A 22190-nucleotide genomic window follows, 5' to 3' on the forward strand; every position below is an offset into this window, starting at 1 on the left:
TCATTCCTTCCCTTTGCTGGTGTCGTGCTCGCTCACGGTCCGGTGCCGCTCGACCGCACGGTAGGCGCGGCTCAGCGCCGAGTTGGTGGCATCTGGACCGCTCGTCTGAGCAAGGCGCACGTACAGGCAGTCCACAACGAAGAGTTGGCTGATGCGGCTGACGGTGGCCCCGCTGCGGAAGGGCGCCTCCCGTCCCGCAGAGCACAGCACCAGATCGGCCAGTGCGGTGATGGGGGAACCGCTGTCATTGGTGAGCGCGAGGGTTGTCGCACCGCGCAGGGCTGCCTCGCGCAGTGGGTCGAGAGTCTCCTGGGTGCGGCCGGAGTGCGAGATTCCGACAGCCACATCGCCGGGCCGCAGATGCGCTGCGTTCATCAGGGCACGGTGCACATCGCTGAACGCGGAGCAGGGCAACCCCAGATGCTGCAGCTTGTACTCCATGTCCGCGGCCACGAGTCCGCTTGACCCGACGCCGTACACCTCGATCCGCCGGGCTCGGGCAAGCAGCCGGCTCGCCGCGTCCAGAGCTGCGGCATCGAGCTGTTCCACACTGTCCTGGATGGCGCCGGCGTCCGCGTGCGCCATCTTGACAATGACCTCGGCGGCTGTGTCTTCGGGCTCGATATCGCCCCGCATGCCTACACGCAGCCGCCACCCGGAGTGCGCGTGCTGCACCGCCGCGGCGAGAGCCAGCCGCAGCTCGGGGTATCCGGAGAGTCCCAGTCGGCGACAGAACCGAGTCACCGAGGTGTCCGACACCTCGGCGCGTCGGGCTACCTGAGAAATGCTCAGCTGGGCGATGCCGGCCGGATCCTCCAGCACCGCCTCTGCTATCGCCTGCTCCTTCGCGGACAGCGAGGGCAGTAGTCCGCGAAGCCGGACCAGCACACCGGCGGTGCGGTCGTCCGGGAGCACGTCCTCTTCGCTCATGTGGAAGTTCCCCATCTCAAACCAAGTTGGCGTGAATCTTCAACGCACGGCGCGTGGCTGTCAAGGTCTCCAGCGGGAGGAGTTACCAAAAACGCTATAGGATTCCCTCGACCGGCAGGAAGGGTGGGCATGCCGACAAAGGTGCACCCTGCATTCACGAGGCCGGCTCGGACGCCCCTCAGTGGCTCCCGGGCTCCCCCGGCAGCGAGCACCGGCCGACCGTCACGAAGCCCTCAAATCCCTGCTATACAAGCCATGTACGCTCCCGCAGCCAGTACAACGAGGGTGCCTGGGCGCGGCCCGTGCGTCGATGCCTGCAGGACGGCGGACTTCTCATGCTCCCGGACGGATCTCTCCCGCCTCACATCTTGACGTGCTCCCGATAGGCGGAAAATCATATAGGCAAAACCCAGAACCGCTCCGGCCTGCCGTCGCGGTTCACGTCACCCATCACTGCACTGCGAGTCAGACCGCACTCCCACTGACACACGCGTGAGGCCCCCAACCGACCCGGTTCGGAGCCTTACGGATGATCGGGGAGCTACACCTCGGTGTCGACTCTCCCCCACTGCTCAACTCCAGCAACAGGTAACGGCCCAGGGCAAGTTGAGAAATCTCAAAGGGGCCGATGCACGATGAAGAGCCCAAGAACCGAAAGGAGCTGGCCTTGACCAGCAGCAATGGCATGACGCGACGCAGGGCGCTCATGACGATACCGGCGGCCCTGGCCGCCACCTCCCTCAGCGGACCGGCGGCCCTGGCCGCCACCTCGCTCGGTGGACCGGCGGCCGCCAATGACTCAACCGGCCCGTCCTCCCCCGATTTCCAGGCAGCGATCCAACCGGTCGACCCAGCGGTGCAGATCTTCGGTACCGACGGCTGGTACACCTGGGGCGGCACCCCCATCCGCGGCCGCGACGGAGCGTACTACCTCTTCTACTCACGCTGGCAGCACGGCTCGGCCGGCCGCGGCACCGACCCCTCGGAGAAGATCTTCTACGGCTTCAGCGGTTGGCTGAAGTACAGCGAGATCGCCGTCGCGGTCTCCCCGGGCCCCCAGGGTCCGTACCGGCACGTGCGAACCGTCGTGCAGGGGACGGGAGACCCCGGCCGCTGGGACCGCTACAACGCGCACAACCCGCACATCCGCCGCTTCCGCGGCCGCTATTACCTGTACTTCATCGCCAACAACCCGGCGAACACCCCCGAGCCGTGGTTCTCCAAGCAGCCCACTCTCTGGCTGCAGTACCACGCCGGCCAGCGCATCGGTGTGATCAGCGCCCGCACTCTGGAGGAGCTGATCGCCGGCCGCGGTACCCGCAGCGACTTCCCCATCGCCGGCCCCGACTACGTGAACACCTTCCAGATGGTGGTCAACCCGTCCGTCACCGAGGCCCCCGCTGTGGACGGCCGGCCCCGCTTCCTCATGACGTACAAGACCTGGGACGCCAAGGGCGTCTACATCACCGTCGTCGGCCAGTCCGACCGTCCCGAGGGCCCCTTCCCTTACACCGCCACCGCCCTGGGCACGCGCGAGACCCAGGCGGAGGATCCGTATCTCTGGTACGACCGTGCCCACCAACGCTTTTACGCGATCGTCAAGGACTTCTATCAGGGAGCCGACCGGTCCAAGGCGCTCACTCCCCAGTACGGGGCGCTCGGCCTGGTCACCTCGACGGACGGCCTCGCATGGGAGCCGGCCGAGCACCCGGTGGTCTCGCTGAAGCAGTTGAGGCTCACCGACGGCTCGCTCATCAGTCTCGGTTCGCTGGAGCGACCCCAGCTCCTCTTCGACCACAACGGCCGCCCGATCACACTGCACGCTGCCATGGCCCGCGGCAGCAACTCCGCTGGAACCCAGAACGTCGCCATCCCGCTGAGTTGGCCGTAAGAACGCAGTCCGTGACGCGAGACCGCACCGGTACTCGACCACCCGCGTGGATGAATGCGGTCGGGCTGCTTTCAGCACACCTTCCCTCTGTGATCGCTACGACACTGGAGATACGCATGGGTTTTCACCGCCGCCGCTTCGGGCATCGCCCGCTGACCATGGTCTGCGCGCTCGCCCTGTCCGCCGGGATCCTCACCACCGGCACGGCTCTCGCGAGGCCGATGGCTGTACCGCAGAAGTATTTCGTCGACTGCTCCGGGGAGTCGGTCGCCGACGAGCACGCACAACCGGGCACGCGCGCCCGGCCGTTCACCTCGCTGGAACAGATCAACCAACGCACGCTGCGTCCGGGCAGTGAGGTCTATCTCGCGCGCGGAACAACCTGTCAGGGCACCTTGGTGCTCAATGATTCGGGGACCGCGGTCCGGCCGGTCCGGGTCGACGCCTATGGCGATCCGGACCGGCCCGCACCGCGGATCGACGCGGCCGGTGCCCAGCAGGCCGTGCTGGTGTCCGACGCGGAGTACGTCCACGTCACCGACCTCGAACTCACCGCCCCAGGCGACAACTCCGCTCCGCGACGGGGCGTGTACGTGCTCGCGAAGGACAGCGGGCCCATCCACGGCATCGAACTGCGGGGACTGGCCATCCACGACGTGCGCGGCGTCCTCAATGGGCCCCGCACCGGCAACGGCAAGTTCGGTGCCGCATCCGGCGGCATCGTCGTCGAGGCGCAGGGCACGACGACACCGACGTGGTACGAGGACCTGCGCATCGAGGACAACAACCTCCGGGCAGTGGACCGTGAGGGCATCTACACCTGGTCCAACTGGTGCCGCCGGCCAGAGCTCGGCAACTTCTGGGACGACGTGTGCGACGCGCCCTACGCACCTTCGCGAGGCACGATCATCCGCGGCAACAGGCTGTCCGACATCGGCGGCGACGGGATCGCCGTCAAGATGAACAACAACGCGCTGGTCGAGCACAACACACTGGCCGGCTTCAACATGCGCTCCGGCACCTACAATGCCGGCATGTGGACGGCCAACAGCGAGGATGTCACCTTCCAGTACAACGAAGCGTCAGGCGGCCACACCACACTCGACGGCATGGCCTGGGACGTCGATCACGCCACCCGCGGCATCGTCTACCAGTACAACCTCAGTCATGACAACGAGGGCGGCTGGCTGCTGCTGTGCCCGACCTCGACCGGAATCCGGGACTTCGTGGTCCGCTACAACATCAGCATCAACGACCGCTTCCGCGGGGTGGAGAACTGCTCCGGTCACATCTCCTCCGGCGCCGTCCACAACAACACCGTCTACATCGGCGACGGCGTCTCCCAAGTCGTGGTCAACGAGAACAACAGTCAGCCCCGCCAAGTGGACTTCGCCAACAACATCATCCACAAGCAAGGCACAGGCACCGCCTCCTTCCGGCTGCGATCCGGTCGGTTCGCCTTCGACCACAACCTCTTCTACGGCGTGCCACAACCAATTGGCGCGACCGCGAGCGTGCTCACCGACCCGCTGTTCGAGGCTCCCGGAACCAATGCTCCGGCCGGCTACCACCTGCGCGCCACCTCCCCGGCACTGGGTGCGGGTGCCGTCGTGCTGGACACCGCAGCACACGACTTCTTCCACACCCCCGTACCGCAGAACGAACCACCGACCATCGGTGCGGCACAACAGTGAACGGATCTGACACTACGACATTCGCTTCCCGGCCTGTTCCGCACCGCGTAGCCCGTCCATATCGCCTCCGCGGCGCACCATCCTCCAACCCACAGGAGCACAAGTGATGAAGATCACGCGGATGCTCGTCAGCATGTCCATCTCCGCTGCTGCACTGGCTCCCGGACTCACCGGCACTCCCGCCCAGGCCGCCGAGTCCGATTGCACATCCCCAATCCGGACGGCTTCTGTCATGGAGATCGAGTCCTGCGACGATGCGACGCGGATCATCGACAAGGCCGCACACATCGTGCCTCGCCCGGCTCAGGTCGCCTGGCAGCGTAACGAGGTCAACGTCTTCACCCACTTCGGCATGAACACATTCACGAATCGCGAGTGGGGCTCAGGCGCCGAGAATGAGGCCACCTTCAACCCTCCGCAGGTCGACGTCGATCAGTGGATGCACGCCTATAAGGCCGCCGGTGCCAAGGAGGTCATGCTCACCGTCAAGCACCATGACGGGTTCGTGCTCTATCCCACGCGCTACAGCAACCACTCGGTCATCGCGAGTCCCTGGTGGATACATGCTGACGGATGCTCGAACGCCGATGCCGTCAAGGCTGCCCGGGCCCGAGCGGCGGCCGTCCGGGACACTGACGCCTCGGCCTTCTGGCAGGGCCGGAACGCCGGATGTGAAAACCTCGACAGCGACGTGCTCGGCGCCTACATACGCGCCGCGCGCAACGCCGGCCTGAAGGTCGGAATCTACCTGTCGCCGTCCGATGGCGCGGAGTTGCCGCATGCGTGGCACGCGGACTGGGTCAAGAAGATCGTCGCCAAGCACGACGCGGGACGCCCCTTGAGTATCGTGGAGCAGGCGACCTATGACGATCGCGACCGGGCTCCCAGCGGTATGGGCAGGTATGGCAACGGCAGTGCCGTTGTCGAGCGCACGATCCCGACCTTGGTGGAAAACGATGACCGGGCGGACGCCGTCTCCACCGGGCTGTTGCCGTCGTTCCAGGTGACCACCGACGACTACAACGCCTACTACCTCAACCAGGTGTACGAGCTGCTCACCCAGTACGGACAGATCGACGAGTTCTGGCTCGACGGCGCCAACCCGTGGTCCGGTGAGGGAATCACCGAGAAATACGACTTCACCGCCTGGTTCAAGCTGATCCAGGCGCTGTCCCCGTCGACTGTGATCTTCAATGGCCCACAGGGCGTCCGTTGGGTGGGTAACGAGAGCGGCATCGCCCGCCAGACCGAGTGGAGCGTCGTCCCCGAAACCGCGGATCCCATGAGCAGCCACAGCCATGGGCTTCTCCCGGACGGCCCGACGGCCCCCGATATCGGATCACGGGCCAAACTCCTCGACCCACGGGTCACATACCTCCAGTGGGATCCGGCCGAGGCCGATGTCTCGCTACGGCCCGGCTGGTTCTTCCACCCTGACCAGCGGCCCAAGACGTCGCAGCAGCTCGTGAACCTGTATCAGTCATCCGTAGGACGCAACGCCGCCCTGCTGTTGAACGTCCCGCCAGGCCCCGACGGCCGGATCGCAGACGCCGACGTGGCCTCACTGACTTCCTTCGGCAACGCCATCGAGCAGACTTACGCCCGCAACCTGCTCACTGGCGCGAGTCCGGTCGGATTGACCCACCGTCTGACCGATGATCACCTCAAGACGTCCTGGACCCCACGACACAGCGCCCTGACCGGCAGCTTCACCCTGGATCTCCCGCAGTCCCGCACGTTCGACCAGATCCGTCTTGGCGAGGACATCACCCAGGGCCAGCACGTCGAACAGTTCGCCGTCGACGCGTGGAACGGCTCCGATTGGCAGCAGATCACCGCCGGAAGCACCATTGGATACAGCCGCATCCTGACCCTCACTCCCCCGGTCACCACCGGCCAACTGCGAATCCGCATCGAGCAGTCGCGGGCAACACCGCGCCTGACCTCCCTCGGCCTCTACCTCTCCGAGGCCAGGAAAAACTAGGGGGAGCGATCCCCGGGGTGCGGAGCGCGAATGTCTTGCCACTTGGCGGATCGCCGTCATGTCGGTGTCCCGCCGTGGTATCCGGGGTTGCCGCCGGCTGGCCGTGGAAGAGTCCCAGTGCTCTCCCATCGCACCGCGCGTCCCGACAGGCGCCACACGAACCTGGCCGCCCCCTGGCGTACCCCGGTGCCGACTCTTGGAGGAACCCCTGAGATGACCCGCGTACACCGAATACGTGTCCGGGCTCCGGGCCGCCTGCTTGCCGCCGCGCTGAGTGCGGTCGTTGCCTTTCGCCACCCGGCTGCTCGGTCGAACACGAGCACCGCAGTCGACGCTGCCCCCGCGCGAGACGGAGATTCTCGTCCTGCTCGCGAAGGGACTGTCGAACCGGCAGGTGTCCGCGCGCTGTTCATCAGCGAGGCAACGGTGAAGACCCATCGGGTGCATACCTTCGGCAAGCTCGGGGTGGACAGCCGCACCGGCGCCGTGACCGCTGCACTGACCGTGGTCTGATCCCCGAACCGCAGCCCGGCCCCACGCCGCTGGCCGACCCGCCCAATCCGTCCGGCCGGCCCGAGTTTCCGACTCCACAGCGCAGCGAGGTTCCCGTGCCTGACATACCGGCGGCGCACGGCCGCCGCATCAACACGGCGCGCGGTCCACCGACCTGGTGCTGCCACCGCTTACCCATGAAAGAGCAGCACAACCACACACACCGTCAAACGCAGTGATCCGACGTGGCGTCGAATTCCCGCGACCGCGTGGCTTTCACGCGCCCTTGTTCCCCCTCAGAGAAGGTCAACGCCTTGATGAGACAGTCACAACCGGCTGGGTCGACCAGATCCTCAGCCAGCCCGACCCTCCCCATAGCCTACCGGCTGACACGCCGTCCAGTGCGGACGGCTCTGGGGATGCTCACCGCGGCCTGTGTGGTCGGCACGCTCGGCGTCCTCCCCGTGGCCGCCGCAGCGACGCCGACGGCCCAGGCCGAACAGCCGCAGCAGAACGGCCCCGTTGTCGCCACGCACAAGCTCACTCTCGTCACGGGCGACGTGGTGACGCTGGAGAGTCACGCGGGCGGCTTCCAGGCGGCGACGGTCGCGCCCGCGGAGGACGGCACCGAGACTGCGTTCTCCAGCATGAAGGTGGGCGACGAGCTCTATGTCATCCCGGACAAGGCTCAGCCGTACCTCGCCGCGAACGAGCTGGACCGCGAACTGTTCAACGTCACCAAGCTGGTCGAGTACGGCTACGACGACGCGCACCGCCCCGCCGTGCCGCTGATCGCGACCTACCCGGGCGCGCCGGGCAAGGCGGGCAAGGCCCTCGATCAGGCCGCGCCGGCCGGTTCGGTGAAGGCCGACGAGCTGCCCAGCGCCAACGCCGTGGCGCTGCGTGCGAGCAAGAAGAAGGCGGCGACGTTCTGGGAGGCAGTCGACGACGACAGCGCCGCCGCAACGAAGGCGCCGAAGCTTGCCGACGGCATCAAGAAGCTCTGGCTCGACAAGCCGGTCAAGGTGACGCTGGACCAGAGTGTGCCGCAGATCGGCGCTCCGGAGGCCTGGGCGGCCGGGTACGACGGCACCGGCACCAAGGTGGCCATTCTCGACACCGGTATCGATCCCAACCACCCCGATGTGGCCGGGCGGGTGAAGACGGCGCAGAACTTCACCGACGACCCCGACGCGGTCGACCACCACGGTCACGGCACACACGTCGCCTCGACCATCGCCGGCTCGGGCGCCGCGTCGGGCGGCAAGTACAAGGGGGTGGCGCCGGGCGCCGATCTGTACATCGGCAAGGTCCTCAACAACGCGGGCAGTGGCCCCGAGTCGGGGGTCATCGCCGGTATGGAGTGGGCCGTGGCCCAGGGCGCGGACGTCGTCAGCATGAGCCTGGGCTCGGCGGCCGGCAGTGACGGCAACGACCCGCTGAGCCAGGCCGTCAACGAGCTCACCGAGTCCTCCGGCACGCTGTTCGTCATCGCCGCCGGCAACTCGGGGCCGGCCAAGGGGACAGTGGGTTCGCCGGGTGCCGCCAAGGACGCGCTGACCGTCGGCGCGGTGAACAAGCAGGACCAGCTCGCGGGCTTCTCCAGCCGCGGCCCGCTCAAGGAGACCTTCGCGGTCAAGCCGGAGATCACCGCACCGGGCGTGGGCATCGTCGCCGCGCGCGCCGCCGGCACCACGATGGGTACCCCGGTCGACGCCAACTACACCACCGCCAGCGGCACCTCGATGGCCACCCCGCATGTGTCCGGCGCTGCGGCGATCCTCGTCCAGCGCCACCCGGACTGGACCGCGGACCGGCTCAAGCAGGTGCTGGTCAGCACCGCCAAGCAGGGCGCGTATAACGCCTACCAGGGCGGCGGTGGCCGGGTCGACGTGCCCAAGGCGATCGATGCCACGGTCTACTCCAGCCCCGCCGTCGTCAGCATGGGTAAGTCGACGGCCGAGAGCGCGCCGGTCACCAAGACGGTCAACTACGTCAACACCGCCGGCACGGACAAGACGCTGTCGCTCAGCCTGTTCACCCTCGGGGAGACCGCGCCCCCGCCGAATGGCACGTTCACGCTCAGCGCCGACAGTGTGACGGTCCCGGCGAACTCCACGGCAAGCGTGACGGTGACCTATCACCCCGAACTCGGCGCCCTGGGTGACTACACCGGCATCATCACCGCCACCGCGGCCGACGGCACCGCGATCCGCACCACCGTCGGAGCGACGAAGGACGTACCCACCGTCGACCTCACCGTCAACACGATCGACCGGAACGGAGCCCCGGCGTCGGCCGAGCTTGCGGTGTTCGACCTGGACAACGGGGTTCTCCGCCAGGTCTTCCCCCAGGGCGGAACCAAGACCGTCGCGCTGCCGCTGGGACGCTACTCCGTCATGGGTGTCCTCTACACGATGGACCAGGTCTCGAACCAGATCCTGAACCACACCCTCGCCGGAAAGCCCATGCTGGAGCTGAAGGCGGATCAGACGATCACGCTGGACGCCCGGCAGGGCAAGGAGGTCAAGGTCGCGACGCCCAAGGAGTCCGAGCCGAACGGCTACAAGCTCGGGTACCGCCAGCAGCTCCCCGGCAAGCCGGGGATGGACTTCATGAAGGGCGCGTCGAGCCCGCTCTGGGACCACGCCTACGTGGTGCCCACCGAGCCGGTCACGAACGGCACGTTCGAGTTCAACTTCCAGCAGCGCAGGTACTCGCCGACGATCCGGGCGTCCTATGCCGGGCAGGAAGGCGCGCTCCCGCTCGAGCCCGTGGTGTACGCGGCCCGGCTGTACGGCCCCAGCACGCTCCAGGCCGTCAATGCAGGCATGGCACGGCCGGAAGACCTGGCCGGCAAGGACCTCACCGGCAAGCTCGCGGTCGTCACCCGCGATGCCACCCGGAAGACTCCCGACCAGATCGCCGCGGTGACCGGTGCCGGCGCCAAGGCAGTGATCATCGTCAACGACCGGCCCGGCCCCTTCGCCACCGGCGTGCCGCTCGTCACCCGCACCACCATCCCGGCCTGGTCCCTCACCCAGGACCAGGGCGCGGTGCTCTTCGACCGGATGGCCGACGGTCCCACGCAGATCAACCTGCAGGGCATCGACAACCACCCCTACGTGTACAACATCGCGATGATGGTCCCCGGTGGAATCCCTGCCGACCCCGTCGACGCGGTCACCGCGGAGAACTCGGCCGTGGTGAAGTCCCACTACCGCGGCACCAAGGGCACCTACCTCGGCGAGACCGACTCGCCGATCCGCCCGAATGAGAGCAGCATCTTCCAGGTGGTGGACTTCTTCGACGCGCCGGTGGACCGGGAGGAGTGGTACTCCACCGGCAGCAGGTGGCCGACGATGAAGGACATGCGGTGGTTCCACACGGTCTACCCGGACCGCAGCTACATCGGCCGCAACGTGAAGGACGCAATCCGCAACTACAAGCCGGGCGAGCGGCGCGAGGAGACCTGGCTGGGCGCGGCGTTCGGCCCGGTCGGCCCGGAGGTCACCCAGACGGTTCGCGAGGGTGACAACTTCACCCTCACCGTCCCGGAGTTCGGTGACAGCACACCGGGGCACTGGTACATGTTCTCGCACGATGCGGACAAGGCGACGGCCCGGGTGTACCAGGACGGGCAGCTCCTCAAGGAGGCGCCCCAACTCCTGGTGACCAAGGTGCCGGTCAGCCCCGACCCGGCAACCTACCGCATCACCCTGGACACGACGCGTCCGGCGTGGCTGCCGCTGTCCACTCAGACCAGCACCGCGTGGACCTTCAAGTCCGCCCGGCCGGCGAGCGGCAAGGAGAACCTGGCACTGCTCTGGCCGAAGTACGGCCTGGACCTGGACGCGGAAAACTCCACTCCGGGCGGCAACACCTACCACTTCGACCTGGCGTTCGCCCTCCAGACCGGCGCCACCCCGGACATCGACGGGGTCGAGGTGGAGATGTCCACCGACAACGGTGCCACCTGGAACCCCGCAACGGTCAAGACCAAGAGCGACGGCCACTACAAGGTGTCCGTCCGCAACCCCGCAAAGGGCCACGTGTCCCTGCGCGTCAAGGCGCAGGACACCAACGGCAGCAAGATCGAGCAGACCCTGATCAAGGCCTACGCCGTGCGCTGACCCTCACCGCAGCCCTTTCCTGACCGCGCCCCTGGCACAAGGCACGCCCTTGCGCCAGGGGCGCAGCCCTAGGGTCAACCTGGGCGAACGACGACAACAAGCTCAGGCGTTGTCGTTGTACCGGCTGAGTTGGCGCCGCAGGCTGAGTTCCAGGTGGTCGCGCATGGCCTGTGACGCGCGTTCGGGGCTGCGCCGGAGCACCGCTCTCAGGATCTGGCTGTGCTCCATGGCCGTGGCCGGACTGCCGCCCGTGACGGCACTGAGACGGAAAAGATGCAGGTGCGTGTGCAGCCGCTCCACCGCTGCGGCAAGCATGGTGCGCCCCGACGCGGCGGCGAGCACATCGTGGAACTGCTGGTCCAGCACCGCGAACCGCCCGTAGACGGCGTAGCTGTGGCCCTTGTCGGGCAGGCCCTGCATCTCCTCGACCAACGACTCCAATCGGTCGAGCTCGGCCTCCCCGATGTGCTCGGCGGCCAGAGCGGCAGCCCTGCTCTCCAGCAGCAGCCGCATCTCGAAGAGCTCCTCGACGCCCTGGCGGGTCAGGAGTTCGGTGGCGCGGTAGCCCGAGAGCGACCGCTTGACGACGAGGCCGTCGGCCTCGAGTCGGGCGAGGGCCTCGCGTACCGGGGTGGCCGACACTCCGAGCGAGCGCGACAGCGCCTCGATGCCGACCCGGGCACCCGGCTGGATCACGTGGTCCATCACCATGGCCTTGACCGCTTCGTAGACGCTGTCCGTCAGGACCTCCCGCCTCGGGGACGCAGGGGCGCTGGGTGATGCGCCGGTCAGCGGGGCTCCTCCGACAGCATCCATGTTCGACGGCATGATTTCGATCTCCCTCCACCTCCAGCAAATCCTATGCGATTGACTGAAGCTTTCGGCTCCCAGACATCCAAGCCCAGGGGGGCCTCCACACCAGGCATCTCCGGAACCCCGAGGGGGTCGCGACGCTTGAGCTTCACGACATCTCAGCACGTCAGATCGCTTGCCACGCCAACTGGGAGAGATGCTCGCACCCTCCGCCGACGGAGCTTTCCGGGATAGTTGCCGTACAGGTCTTGACGGGGCGGTCAACCCTCCCACAGGATCACGGGCAACGAAATCCTATTTGATTCGACTGAGGCAACCACCATGACCCGTCGTAGATCACTGCTGTCGGCCGCCGTCACCCTCGCCCTTCTCGCCACCGCCTCGGCAGCCTGCACCGTCAAGAATTCGGACGAACCAGGGACGGCCGGGGCCGCTTCCGCCAAGCCCGGCAGCAAAACGGCAGAGCTCGCCGACGGCTCCGGAACCAAGGTCGCACTCGTACCCGGCGGTGCCCACCCCTACTTCCAGCCCTGGAAGCAAGCCGGCGCGGATGCCAAGAAGACGCTCGGGCTGGGCGACGTCACCTTCGACGAGACCGCCGAATGGGACCAGCAGAAGCAGAACAACCTGGTCTCGACGCTCGCCGCCCGCGGCTACAACGCCTTCGGCATCTTCGGGGTGTCCCCGACCGACATCAACACCACCTTCGCCGACCTCAAGTCCCAGGGCTTCGCCGTGGCGTCGCTCGCCTCCTGCCCCGCCGGCGGCAAGAACGAGGCCGACTTCTGCCTGTCCACGGACGTCGAACTCGCCGCCTACAAGGCCGCGCAGGCCGCCATCAGCGCGATGGGCGGCAAGGGCGCCCTCGTCCATCTGACAGGCAACAACGTCGACGCCAATACGCAACTGCGCAGGAAGGGCGTCGAGAAGGCGGTGAAGGAGACCGGCGGCAAGGTCACGCTCCTGCAGACCATCACCGACATCGACAAGGACCTCCAGACCGCGCAGAAGGCGGTCTCCGACCTGCTCGCCGCCAAGGGCGCCCAGATCCAGGGCATCGTCTCGACTGCCTACAACCCGGCGGTCGCCGCGGCCGAAGCCGTGCGCGAGTCCGGTTCGAAGGCCAAGGTCGTGGCCATCGATGACGACGCCAAGATCCTCAATTCGGTCAAGAACGGCTCCGTCAGTGCCACTGTCGTGCAGAACCCCGTTGGTCAGGCGGAGATCGGTGCCTGGGCTCTCGCGCTGCTGCAGACCAAGCAGTGCACGATGACGAAGCCCGGACAGATCATCGACTCCGGTTCCTTCGTCGTCACGAAGGAGAACGTCGCCGACTACGACAGCGCGCGGCAGGCGAAGACCGCCGAGCTGAAGAAGCAGTTCGCCGACGAGTTCCTCTCCTGCGGCTGAGCGCCCCGGCCACGGACCACAGAAAGCCGCCACACATCATGAGCATCATCACCAACGCCACGGCCCTGCTGGCCGACATCGCGGTGGAGACCGACCGCACCGACGCGGTGCAGTCCTTCGTGAAGCAGGAAACGATCCTCGTCCGGCTGACCACGGCGGACGGCATCGAGGGAACCGGCTACGCCTACACGATCGGCACCGGCGGAACCTCCGTACTGGCCCTGCTGCGCGACCATCTCCTGCCGCTCCTCGCGGGGAAAGACGCACGCAACGTCGAAGGGCTCTGGCAGGAGCTGTTCGGCCTGACCCGCGCGACCACGACCGGAGCCATCACCTCGCTCGCTCTCGCCGCGATCGACACGGCCCTGTGGGACCTGCGCTGCAAGCGGGCGGGCGAACCGCTGTGGCGGCTGGCCGGCGGCCACCGCCGCCAGGTCCCGGTGTACGACACCGAGGGAGGCTGGCTCCACCTCGGTACCGAGGACCTGGTCAAGTCGGCCCTCGCGGCCAGGAACGCGCAGTGGGCTGGCGTCAAGATCAAGGTGGGCAAACCGCACGTCGCCGAGGACGCGGAGCGCCTGCGCGCCGTACGCGAGGCCGTCGGTCCGTCCCTGCACATCATGACGGACGCCAACCAGTCGCAGTCACTGTCCTCCGCTGTACAGCTGGCCGCCGCTCTCGAGCCGTACGACCCGTACTGGCTCGAGGAGCCCATGCCCGCGGACGACCTCAGCGGTCATGCCCGGCTGGCCCGCTCGACCAGGATCCCGATCGCGGTCGGCGAGTCGATGTACTCGCCGATGCAGTTCCGGAATTATCTGGAGACCGGTGCTGCCTCCGTTGTGCAGGTCGACGTCGCCCGCGTCGGCGGTATCACTCCGTGGCTGAAGGTCGCCCACCTGGCAGAGACCTTCAACGTCAAGGTCTGCCCGCACTTCCTGATGGAGCTGCACGTCAGCCTGGTCGCGGCGGTGAGCAACGGCGCGTACGTCGAGTACATCCCGCAGTTGCGGGCCGTGACCCGCACCGAGATGACCCTGCGGGACGGGCAGGCCATCGCCCCGGACGAGCCGGGCCTCGGCATCGACTGGGACATGGACGCCATCGACGACCGGAGGGTGTCATGAAGACGGCCGTCACTGGCACCGACAGCGAGACGGACCGCCCCACTGACGGAGTACGCCCCGCGCACCGGCTGCCCATCTGGGTCAACCAGCGGCTGGGACTGCTCGTACTCATCGTCGCGCTCGGCGCACTCTTCGGCGTCCTGCGCCCGGCGTTCTTCGACGAGCGGCTGGTGCTCTTCCCGCTCCTGAGGGACATCTCCACACTGACGGTGGTGGCCCTCGCGCAGATGGTCGTGCTCTCCGTCGGGCACATGAACCTGGCCGTCGGGCGCATGGCAGCCTTCGGCGCCTTCTTCGCCGGATTCGGCTACGACCGTCTCGGCCTGCCCCTCCCGATGGGCCTCGTGCTGTGCCTTGCCGCCGGCTGCGCCATCGGGGCTCTGACCGGCTGGATCATCGCCCGCACGGGCGTGAGTTCCTTCGTCGTGACGCTGGCCATGGACTTCGCCCTGCTGGGGCTGGTCTCCCTGCTCTACTCGGCCTTCACCGAGAACGCCGCGTTCACCACGCGTCCGGACGGGCTCGCCGAGCTGCGTTCCTACTCGCTCGCCGACATCTGCCTCGGGCCCGTCTGCGGTTCCCCGGCCATACCGCAGATGGCCCAGTTCACCGTGCTGGCGCTCATCGGCCTCGGCTTCCTTTACGCCCGCACCCGCATGGGCCGCGAGCTGCTGCTCACCGGTGCGAACGCGGCCGCCGCCGAACTGTCCGGCATCCCGACAGGACGCAGGGTCGTCCTGGCGCACGCCCTGTCCGGCCTGCTCGCCGCGCTCGCCGGTTTCATGGCCGCCGTGGGCACGGGCACGTTCCGCGCCTCCATCGGTGACGACTTCATGCTCCCCTCCTTCCTGGGTGCGGTCCTCGGCGGGACCCTGCTCACCGGCGGTGTCGTCTCCGTCATCGGCGCCCTGCTCGGCACCTCCCTGGTCGGCGTGATCCGCAAGGGCCTCGACCTGCTCGGTGTCGGTCTGGAAAGTCTCAACATCTACCTCGGCTGCGTACTTCTGCTGGCTCTGTCCGCGGACCGGGTGCGCACGGTCGTGTCCTATCGCAAGGTGGTGCGCTCCACATGATCCCGCTCCGCGAACGGGGAGCCGCGGCCCTGCCGGCACTGCGGCGCTTCTCCCGCTCCACAACGATGACCCTGCTGTGCGTGGTTCTCGCGGGCTACGTGGCGATGGGAGTCGCCTCGTCCGGCTCCTTCTTCGAAGGCCCCTCCGTCCGTACCTTCCTGCAGTACCTCGCCACACCGATCCTCATCGGACTGGCCCAGATGGTGGCCCTGTGTGTCGGTCAGCTCAACCTGGCCGTCGGCGCGCTGGGTGGCTTCAGCGCCTGTCTGATGGGCGTGCTGATGGCCGACAGCGGTGTGCCCGCGGGAGTCGCCGTCCTCGTCGGCGTGCTGACCGCCACGCTGATCGGCCTGGTGACGGGCGTGTTCATCGTCGCCACGCGCATCAACGGCTTCATCGTCACACTCGGCACCATGACCATCCTGCTCGGAGCGCAGTACCGGCTGTCCGGGACACGCACCATCGACGGATACTCCGCCACGCTGCGCGACCTCGGCCGCGCCGCCCCGCTTAACATCCCGCTCGTCTTCGTCACCGCGCTCGCCGCGGCGGCCCTGCTCGCCGCGTTCATGTACCGCACCGTGGCCGGCCGTCGGCTGCTCGCCGCCGGCGGCAATCCGCTCGCGGCCAGACTGTCCGGCATCTCCACCGACCGGCAGATCGTGCTCGCCCACACCCTGTCGGGACTGCTCGTCGGCATCGCCGCGCTGACCGCCACCGCGTCGCTGCCAGGCGTCAACCGCAGTGTGGGCGGCGACTGGCTGCTGCCCAGCTTCGCCGCGCCCATCATCGGCGGCGTCGCGCTGACCGGCGGCTCCGTGGCGGTCCTCGGCACTGTGCTCGCCGCCTTCGTCATGCGACTCATCGACACCGCACGCGCCCAGTTCTCGCTCGACCCGAGCTGGGTCAACTTCCTCATCGGGGTGGTCGTCCTCGGCACGGTTGTGGGCGGTCGTATCCACCAGACCCGTCTCGCCAAGAAGAGCGGCGTGCCCGGACGGACCCCACCCGCGCCGCCGCAGAGCAACGGGCAGCCGGCCGCCGCACTGCCGACCACCGGAGGTGCCGCATGAGCGACGTGCTGCTGGAATGCGACGACATCGTCAAGGTCTTCCCCGGTGTGCGCGCCCTCGACGGCGTGGGTCTGAGGCTCACCGCCGGATCCGTGCACGCCCTGCTCGGCGAGAACGGCGCGGGCAAGTCCACGCTGATCAAGGTGATCACCGGTGTGCACACGCCCGACGGCGGCAGGCTCACCTGGCGTGGCGAGGCGATCCGTCTGCGCTCTCCCCTGGACGCCACCCACACCGGGATCGGTGTCGTCCACCAGGAACGCAACCTGATCCCCGGCTTCTCCGTCGCGGAGAACATCACACTGCAGAGCCCGCCGTCGCGCCGCGGTCTGGTCGACCGGGAGGCGATGACCGCCCCGGCCCTCCGCTGCCTGGCCGAGCTCGGCCTCGACATCGACCCACACCAACCGGTGCGGGAACTGTCCGTGGCCCAGCAACAGTTGGTGGAGATCGCCAAGGCGCTCTACACCGAGAGCCGGGTGCTTCTGCTCGACGAGCCCACCGCCTCCCTCTCGCCTCAGGAAGCCGAGCGCCTCTTCGACGTGGTGCGGCGGCTCACGGCACGCGGTACCTGCGTCGTCTTCGTCAGCCACAAGCTGGAGGAGGTGTTCGCCGTTTGCGACACCGTCACCGTCCTGCGCGACGGCCGCTCCGTGCTCGAGTCGGCGCCACTGGCCGAGCACACCCAGGACGACGTGGTCACCCTCATGGTCGGCCGCGCCCACGCGGTGACGGACATGACCCCGCGCACCGTTGACATGTCCGCCGCCCCGGCGCTCTCCCTCGACGGGGTCTCCACTGCCACCGGCCACGAGGACGTCTCGCTCGACGTCCGCCCCGGGGAGATCGTCGGCCTCTACGGCCTGGTCGGCGCGGGCCGCAGCGAACTGGTCAAGGCCGTCCTCGGCCTGGACCGCGTCACGGGCGGCGAGATCCGGGTGTACGGCGAGACCGCGAAGATCGGCTCCCCGCGCGAGGCCCTCCACACGTACGGCATCGGCTATCTGACCGAGAACCGCAAGGAGGAAGGCGTCTTCCTGGAACAGCCCATCGTCCGGAACATCACGGTCACGGTGTGGAAGAAGCTCGCCCGTGCCCTCGGACACGTCTCGTCCCGCCGAGAGAAGGAGATCGCCGAGGACCTCGTCGCCCGCCTCGGCATCCGTGTCTCCGGTCTCGAGCAGAATGCCGGTGAACTGTCCGGCGGCAACCAGCAGAAGGTCAGCCTGGCGAAGTGGCTCGCCGCCGACACCCGCCTGCTGGTCGTCGACGAGCCGACCGTCGGCGTGGACGTGCGCACCAAGCACGCCTTCCACGAACTGCTGTGGGAACTGGCCCGTGGCGGTCTGCCCATCCTGCTGATCAGCAGCGACCTGGCCGAAATGATCACGTTGGCCGACCGGGTGGTCGTCATGGCCGATCACCGCGTCCGCGGCGAGGTGAAGAACGACCACGACTACGAACGGATGAGCGGGAAGATCATCCGCATGATCCACGAGGGCGCCGTCTCCGCCGTGCCCACTCGAAGCGGCACCGCATGAGACGCGTCGCGCAGGTCATCCGTGTCCGCCCCGAGAAGGTGGACGAGTACTGCGAACTGCACCGCGAGGTACCCGAGCCCGTCCTCGACCGGCTGCGGCGCTGCCACATCGCCAACTACTCGATCCACCTGCTCGGCGACCGGCTGTTCAGCTATTTCGAGTACCACGGCGACGACTTGGCGGCGGACCTGGCCCTGATGGCGGCCGACCCGGCCACCCAGGACTGGTGGCAGCTCACCGCCCCCTGCCAGCAGCCCGTCGACGAAGCCGCGCCCGGCGAGTGGTGGGCCTCCATGGAGCAGGTCTTCCTCATGGAGTAGGCCGCCGGGACGCCCGTAGAAGACCCCGACCCACCCCCGCGGTGTCCCAGCACCGCGACCGCAAGGAGAACCACGTGAAACTGATGCGCCTCGGCGCCCCGGGCCACGAGCGCCCGTCCGTCCTCGCCGACGACGGACGCACCTACGATCTCACCGGCCTGACCGACGACATCGACGGCGCGTTCCTGGCCGCCGACGGCGTCGACCGGGTCCGAACGGCCCTCCGGGCCGGCACGCTGCCTGTCCTGGACCCCACTGGACTGCGCATCGGCGCACCGGTCGCCCGTCCCGGCAAGGTGGTGTGCATCGGCCTCAACTACCGCGACCACGCCGAGGAGACCGGGGCCCCCGTACCGGAGCGGCCGGTGGTGTTCATGAAGGACCCCGGCACCGTCGTCGGCCCCCACGACACCGTGCTCGTGCCGCGCGGCTCGGAGAAGACCGACTGGGAGGTGGAACTCGCGGTGGTGATCGGCCGCCGGGCCCGCTACCTGGAGAGCCCCGCCGACACCGTCGGCGTGATCGCGGGCTTCGCGATCAGCAACGACGTGTCCGAACGGGCCTTCCAGCTCGAACTGTCCCCTCAGTGGGACCTGGGCAAGTCGTGTGAGACCTTCAACCCGCTCGGCCCCTGGCTCGTCACGGCCGACGAGGTACCGGACCCGCAGGCGCTCGGCATGCGCCTGAGTGTCAACGGCGTGCCGAGGCAGAACGGCACCACCAAGAACATGGTCTTTCCCGTGGCGTACCTCGTCCAGTACCTGAGCCGGTTCATGGTGCTGGAGCCCGGCGACGTCATCAACACCGGAACACCGGCCGGTGTGGCCCTCGGTCTGCCGGACACCCCCTACCTGCGCGCCGGCGACACGGTGGAGCTGGAGATCGACGGACTCGGCAGCCAGCGGCAGACGTTCGAGGACGCGGTGTGCGCCGATCCGGGATCGGTCAGCCGTGCCTTGAACGGCGACAGCCAGCTGCGCTGGCTCGGGCCGGACGACGCTTCCTGGGCCACCGGCCTCACCGACGTCGCCGAAGAGGAGAAGAGGACCAACCCATGAACGAACTGACCGGGCTCCGGGCCCTGGTGACCGGTGGCGCGTCCGGCATCGGAAAGGCCACCGCCGACCTGCTCGCGGCACACGGCGCAGACGTCGCCGTGCTCGACCTCGATGCGTCAGGGCTGGACAAGCCCCTGCGCGGGTACACCGCGGACGTGTCCGACGACCCCTCCGTACGGTCCGCCGTCGCTGCCGCGGCCGCCGGCCTCGGCGGCATCGACATCCTGGTCAACAACGCCGGCATCGGTGCCGTGGGCACGGTCGAGGACAACGACGACGCCCAGTGGCACCGGGTCCTCGACGTGAACGTCCTGGGTATGGTCCGCACCACGCGCGCGGCCCTCCCCCATCTGCGCGGCTCCGCGCATGCGGCCGTCGTCAACATCTGCTCGATCGCGGCCACGGCCGGGCTGCCGCAGCGTGCCCTGTACAGCGCCAGCAAGGGCGCGGTCCTGTCACTGACGTTGGCCATGGCGGCGGACCACGTCCGGGAGGGCATCCGCGTCAACTGCGTCAACCCGGGTACGGCGGACACCCCATGGGTGGGCCGCCTCCTCGACCAGGCGGCCGACCCGGCCGCCGAACGGGCGGCGCTCAACGCCCGTCAGCCCATGGGCCGGCTGGTGACGGCCGAGGAGGTCGCCGCTGCCGTCGTGTACCTGGCCAGTCCCGCCGCCGCGTCCGTCACCGGCACCGCGCTGGCCGTGGACGGCGGGATGCAGGGCCTGCGGCTGCGTCCGGAGGGGCAGTGATGCGAACGGACGAACGCGGTGCCGGACCGGCGCTGCCGAGCCGCACTCTCGGTCGCAGTGGTGTCCGTGTCACCGCCCTCGGCTTCGGCGCCGCCGCTGTCGCCGGCCTGTACGAGGCCGTGGACGAGGACGAGGCGGCGACCGCTGTGGAAGCGGCCTGGGATGCGGGCATCCGCTACTTCGACACCGCCCCGCACTACGGCCTCGGTCTGTCGGAGCGCAGACTGGGCGCGGCCTTGCGGGCCAGGCCCCGGGACGAGTTCACCCTGTCCACCAAGGTGGGCAGGATACTCGTCCCGTACGACGGCGGTGGTGACGACCGGGCCGCCGGCTTCGCCGTACCGGCCACCCACCGGCGCATGTGGGATTTCAGCGCCGACGGTGTACGCCGCTCGCTGGAGGACAGCCTCACCCGCCTCGGACTGGACCGCGTCGACCTCGTCCTTCTGCACGATCCGGACGACCATGAGGACCAGGTGTTCCGGGAGGCGTATCCGGCACTCGAGGAACTGCGGTCGCAGGGAGTCGTCCGCGCGATCGGCGCGGGCATGAACCAGAGCCGAATGCTGGCGCGTTTCCTGACGGACACGGACGTCGACGCCGTGCTGTGCGCGGGGCGCTACACGCTCCTCGAACAAGGCGCGCTGGACGCCCTGCTGCCCGCCGCGGAGGCAGCGGGCAAGAGCGTGATCATCGGGGGCGTGTTCAACTCCGGGCTGCTGGCCGACCCGGAACAGGGTGCCAGGTACGACTACGCCGCGGCTCCCGAGGACGTCCTGCGCCGGGCAGTCCGGATGGGCGAGATCACCGAGTCGCAGGGCGTGCCGTTGCGTGCCGCCGCGCTTCGCTTCCCCTTCGGGCATCCGACGGTCGCGTCGGTGCTCGTCGGGGCGCGGTCGGCACATCAGGTCCGTGACGCCGCAGAGCAGTTCCACCGGTCCGTCCCGGACACGGTGTGGCAGGCTCTGCGGGCGCAGGACCTGCTGGCCGGCGGTGTACCTGTGCCCGGGAGGAGAGTGCCATGACCGTCATCGATGCCCACCACCATCTGTGGGACCTCGGCATACGCGACCAGGAGTGGATCAGCGGCCCCGAACTCGCCCCGCTGCGGCGTTCCTTCATGCCGGCGGACCTCGAGTCGGAGATCAGGGAAGCGGGGGTGGCGGCCACGGTGCTTGTGCAGACGGTCACCGTGCCCGAGGAGACTCCCGAGTTCCTGTCCCTGGCGGCGGGCAGCGACGTGATCGGAGCCATCGTGGGATGGACCGATCTGACGTCGCCCGGCGTCGCCGGTGAACTGGCACGGCTGTGCTCGCTGCCCGGCGGCGGGTTCCTGCGCGGCATCCGCCACCAGGTCCAGGGGGAGCCTGACCCCGACTGGCTGACGCGGCCCGAGGTGCTGCGCGGTCTGCGCGCGGTCGCGGAGGCCGGGCTGGTCTACGACCTCGTCGTCCTGCCTCACCAGTTGCCGGCGGCGGCAAGGGCGGCCGCGGCCGTCCCCGGCCTCACCTTCGTCCTCGACCACTTGGGGAAGCCGCCGATCGCGTCCGGGCAGCGGGAACCGTGGTCAAGGCACGTGCGTGAGCTGGCCGCCCTACCGAACACGGTGTGCAAGCTCTCCGGCATGGTGACCGAGGCCGACTGGCCGTCGTGGACGGTCGACGGCCTCCGGCCGTACGCCGACACCGTGATCGACGCCTTCGGCCCCCAGCGGCTGATGTTCGGCTCCGACTGGCCGGTGTGCACCCTCGCCGCCGGCTACGGCGAGGTCATGGCCGCCACTCGGGAGCTCACCGCCGCCCTCACCGCGGCCGAGCAGGACCAGGTGTGGGCCGGTACCGCCCGGCGCGTCTACCGGATGGACGACGTCGGCTGAGTCGGCGGCGGGGCGCCGCCCGG

Annotated in this window: 16 protein-coding genes and 1 pseudogene; 15 read left to right on the plus strand and 2 right to left on the minus strand. The window is 68.5% G+C overall.

Annotated elements, in window-relative coordinates:
- The gene (locus AB0N06_RS21120; RefSeq protein ID WP_366136207.1) at positions 1-930 is read right to left on the minus strand and encodes a MurR/RpiR family transcriptional regulator; all 930 of its coding nucleotides are present in this window, start codon (positions 928-930) and stop codon (positions 1-3) included.
- A gap of 667 nt (positions 931-1597) precedes the next feature.
- Between AB0N06_RS21120 and AB0N06_RS21125 the strand changes: the two genes are divergently transcribed.
- The 5 genes from AB0N06_RS21125 (at position 1598) to AB0N06_RS21145 (ending at position 11124) form a co-directional block, all read left to right on the plus strand.
- Positions 1598-2821 (plus strand): glycoside hydrolase family protein, encoded by a 1224-nt coding sequence (locus AB0N06_RS21125; RefSeq protein WP_366136208.1) that lies wholly within the window; start codon positions 1598-1600, stop codon positions 2819-2821.
- A gap of 89 nt (positions 2822-2910) precedes the next feature.
- A complete protein-coding gene (locus AB0N06_RS21130) occupies positions 2911-4515 on the plus strand; it encodes a right-handed parallel beta-helix repeat-containing protein (protein WP_366136209.1) in 1605 nt (534 codons plus the stop codon).
- 133 nt (positions 4516-4648) lie between these two features.
- Positions 4649-6499, plus strand: coding sequence for an alpha-L-fucosidase (locus tag AB0N06_RS21135; protein WP_366136231.1), 1851 nt, complete (start codon positions 4649-4651; stop codon positions 6497-6499).
- Positions 6500-6712: 213 nt separating this feature from the next.
- Entirely contained in the window at positions 6713-7012 is a 300-nt protein-coding gene (locus tag AB0N06_RS21140; RefSeq protein WP_366136210.1) for a LuxR C-terminal-related transcriptional regulator, read from the plus strand.
- 380 nt (positions 7013-7392) lie between these two features.
- A complete protein-coding gene (locus AB0N06_RS21145; protein WP_366136211.1) occupies positions 7393-11124 on the plus strand; it encodes a S8 family serine peptidase in 3732 nt (1243 codons plus the stop codon).
- A gap of 102 nt (positions 11125-11226) precedes the next feature.
- Here the strand turns inward: AB0N06_RS21145 and AB0N06_RS21150 are convergent, their stop codons facing one another.
- Complete coding sequence (locus AB0N06_RS21150; protein WP_366136212.1) at positions 11227-11940, minus strand: GntR family transcriptional regulator; 714 nt, start codon at positions 11938-11940, stop codon at positions 11227-11229.
- Positions 11941-12258: 318 nt separating this feature from the next.
- Here AB0N06_RS21150 and AB0N06_RS21155 point away from each other — a divergent pair, with 318 nt between their 5' ends.
- The 10 genes and pseudogenes from AB0N06_RS21155 (at position 12259) to AB0N06_RS21200 (ending at position 22167) form a co-directional block, all read left to right on the plus strand.
- On the plus strand, positions 12259-13347 hold the full coding sequence (locus AB0N06_RS21155; RefSeq protein WP_366136213.1) for a substrate-binding domain-containing protein: 1089 nt from the start codon (positions 12259-12261) through the stop codon (positions 13345-13347).
- Between the two features lie 38 nt (positions 13348-13385).
- Positions 13386-14474, plus strand: coding sequence for a mandelate racemase/muconate lactonizing enzyme family protein (locus AB0N06_RS21160; protein ID WP_366136214.1), 1089 nt, complete (start codon positions 13386-13388; stop codon positions 14472-14474).
- Positions 14471-15547, plus strand: coding sequence for an ABC transporter permease (locus tag AB0N06_RS21165; protein ID WP_366136215.1), 1077 nt, complete (start codon positions 14471-14473; stop codon positions 15545-15547). Before AB0N06_RS21160 ends, AB0N06_RS21165 begins: the two co-directional genes overlap by 4 nt.
- A complete protein-coding gene (locus tag AB0N06_RS21170; RefSeq protein ID WP_366136216.1) occupies positions 15544-16620 on the plus strand; it encodes an ABC transporter permease in 1077 nt (358 codons plus the stop codon). The genes AB0N06_RS21165 and AB0N06_RS21170 overlap by 4 nt, the downstream gene beginning before the upstream one ends.
- Positions 16617-18161: a sugar ABC transporter ATP-binding protein gene (locus AB0N06_RS21175; RefSeq protein ID WP_366136217.1), complete on the plus strand. Its 1545-nt coding sequence runs from the start codon at positions 16617-16619 to the stop codon at positions 18159-18161. The genes AB0N06_RS21170 and AB0N06_RS21175 overlap by 4 nt, the downstream gene beginning before the upstream one ends.
- Positions 18158-18481 carry an L-rhamnose mutarotase gene (locus tag AB0N06_RS21180; protein WP_366136218.1) on the plus strand — a complete coding sequence of 108 codons (324 nt, stop codon included), beginning with the start codon at positions 18158-18160 and terminating at the stop codon, positions 18479-18481. Before AB0N06_RS21175 ends, AB0N06_RS21180 begins: the two co-directional genes overlap by 4 nt.
- Before the next feature lie 74 nt (positions 18482-18555).
- Positions 18556-19404 (plus strand): annotated as a pseudogene (locus AB0N06_RS21185) (fumarylacetoacetate hydrolase family protein); the annotation flags it as partial.
- A gap of 131 nt (positions 19405-19535) precedes the next feature.
- Complete coding sequence (locus tag AB0N06_RS21190) at positions 19536-20291, plus strand: SDR family oxidoreductase (RefSeq protein ID WP_366136219.1); 756 nt, start codon at positions 19536-19538, stop codon at positions 20289-20291.
- Positions 20291-21316 (plus strand): aldo/keto reductase, encoded by a 1026-nt coding sequence (locus tag AB0N06_RS21195; RefSeq protein ID WP_366136220.1) that lies wholly within the window; start codon positions 20291-20293, stop codon positions 21314-21316. Before AB0N06_RS21190 ends, AB0N06_RS21195 begins: the two co-directional genes overlap by 1 nt.
- Entirely contained in the window at positions 21313-22167 is an 855-nt protein-coding gene (locus AB0N06_RS21200; RefSeq protein ID WP_366136221.1) for an amidohydrolase family protein, read from the plus strand. Before AB0N06_RS21195 ends, AB0N06_RS21200 begins: the two co-directional genes overlap by 4 nt.
- Positions 22168-22190: the final 23 nt, after the last annotated feature.

The organism is Streptomyces sp. NPDC051020 (genome assembly GCF_040683105.1).
Taxonomy (GTDB): Bacteria; Actinomycetota; Actinomycetes; order Streptomycetales; family Streptomycetaceae; genus Streptomyces.

What these genes read in the sequence shown, in the direction of transcription:
- AB0N06_RS21155 (WP_366136213.1), top strand. Translation starts at nt 12,259, where the DNA reads ATGACCCGTCGTAGATCACTGCTGTCGGCCGCCGTCACCCTCGCCCTT.
- AB0N06_RS21150 (WP_366136212.1), bottom strand. Translation starts at nt 11,940, where the DNA reads ATGGATGCTGTCGGAGGAGCCCCGCTGACCGGCGCATCACCCAGCGCC.
- AB0N06_RS21140 (WP_366136210.1), top strand. Translation starts at nt 6,713, where the DNA reads ATGACCCGCGTACACCGAATACGTGTCCGGGCTCCGGGCCGCCTGCTT.
- AB0N06_RS21165 (WP_366136215.1), top strand. Translation starts at nt 14,471, where the DNA reads ATGAAGACGGCCGTCACTGGCACCGACAGCGAGACGGACCGCCCCACT.
- AB0N06_RS21120 (WP_366136207.1), bottom strand. Translation starts at nt 930, where the DNA reads ATGAGCGAAGAGGACGTGCTCCCGGACGACCGCACCGCCGGTGTGCTG.
- AB0N06_RS21135 (WP_366136231.1), top strand. Translation starts at nt 4,649, where the DNA reads ATGTCCATCTCCGCTGCTGCACTGGCTCCCGGACTCACCGGCACTCCC.
- AB0N06_RS21180 (WP_366136218.1), top strand. Translation starts at nt 18,158, where the DNA reads ATGAGACGCGTCGCGCAGGTCATCCGTGTCCGCCCCGAGAAGGTGGAC.
- AB0N06_RS21160 (WP_366136214.1), top strand. Translation starts at nt 13,386, where the DNA reads ATGAGCATCATCACCAACGCCACGGCCCTGCTGGCCGACATCGCGGTG.
- AB0N06_RS21175 (WP_366136217.1), top strand. Translation starts at nt 16,617, where the DNA reads ATGAGCGACGTGCTGCTGGAATGCGACGACATCGTCAAGGTCTTCCCC.
- AB0N06_RS21190 (WP_366136219.1), top strand. Translation starts at nt 19,536, where the DNA reads ATGAACGAACTGACCGGGCTCCGGGCCCTGGTGACCGGTGGCGCGTCC.
- AB0N06_RS21200 (WP_366136221.1), top strand. Translation starts at nt 21,313, where the DNA reads ATGACCGTCATCGATGCCCACCACCATCTGTGGGACCTCGGCATACGC.
- AB0N06_RS21170 (WP_366136216.1), top strand. Translation starts at nt 15,544, where the DNA reads ATGATCCCGCTCCGCGAACGGGGAGCCGCGGCCCTGCCGGCACTGCGG.
- AB0N06_RS21195 (WP_366136220.1), top strand. Translation starts at nt 20,291, where the DNA reads ATGCGAACGGACGAACGCGGTGCCGGACCGGCGCTGCCGAGCCGCACT.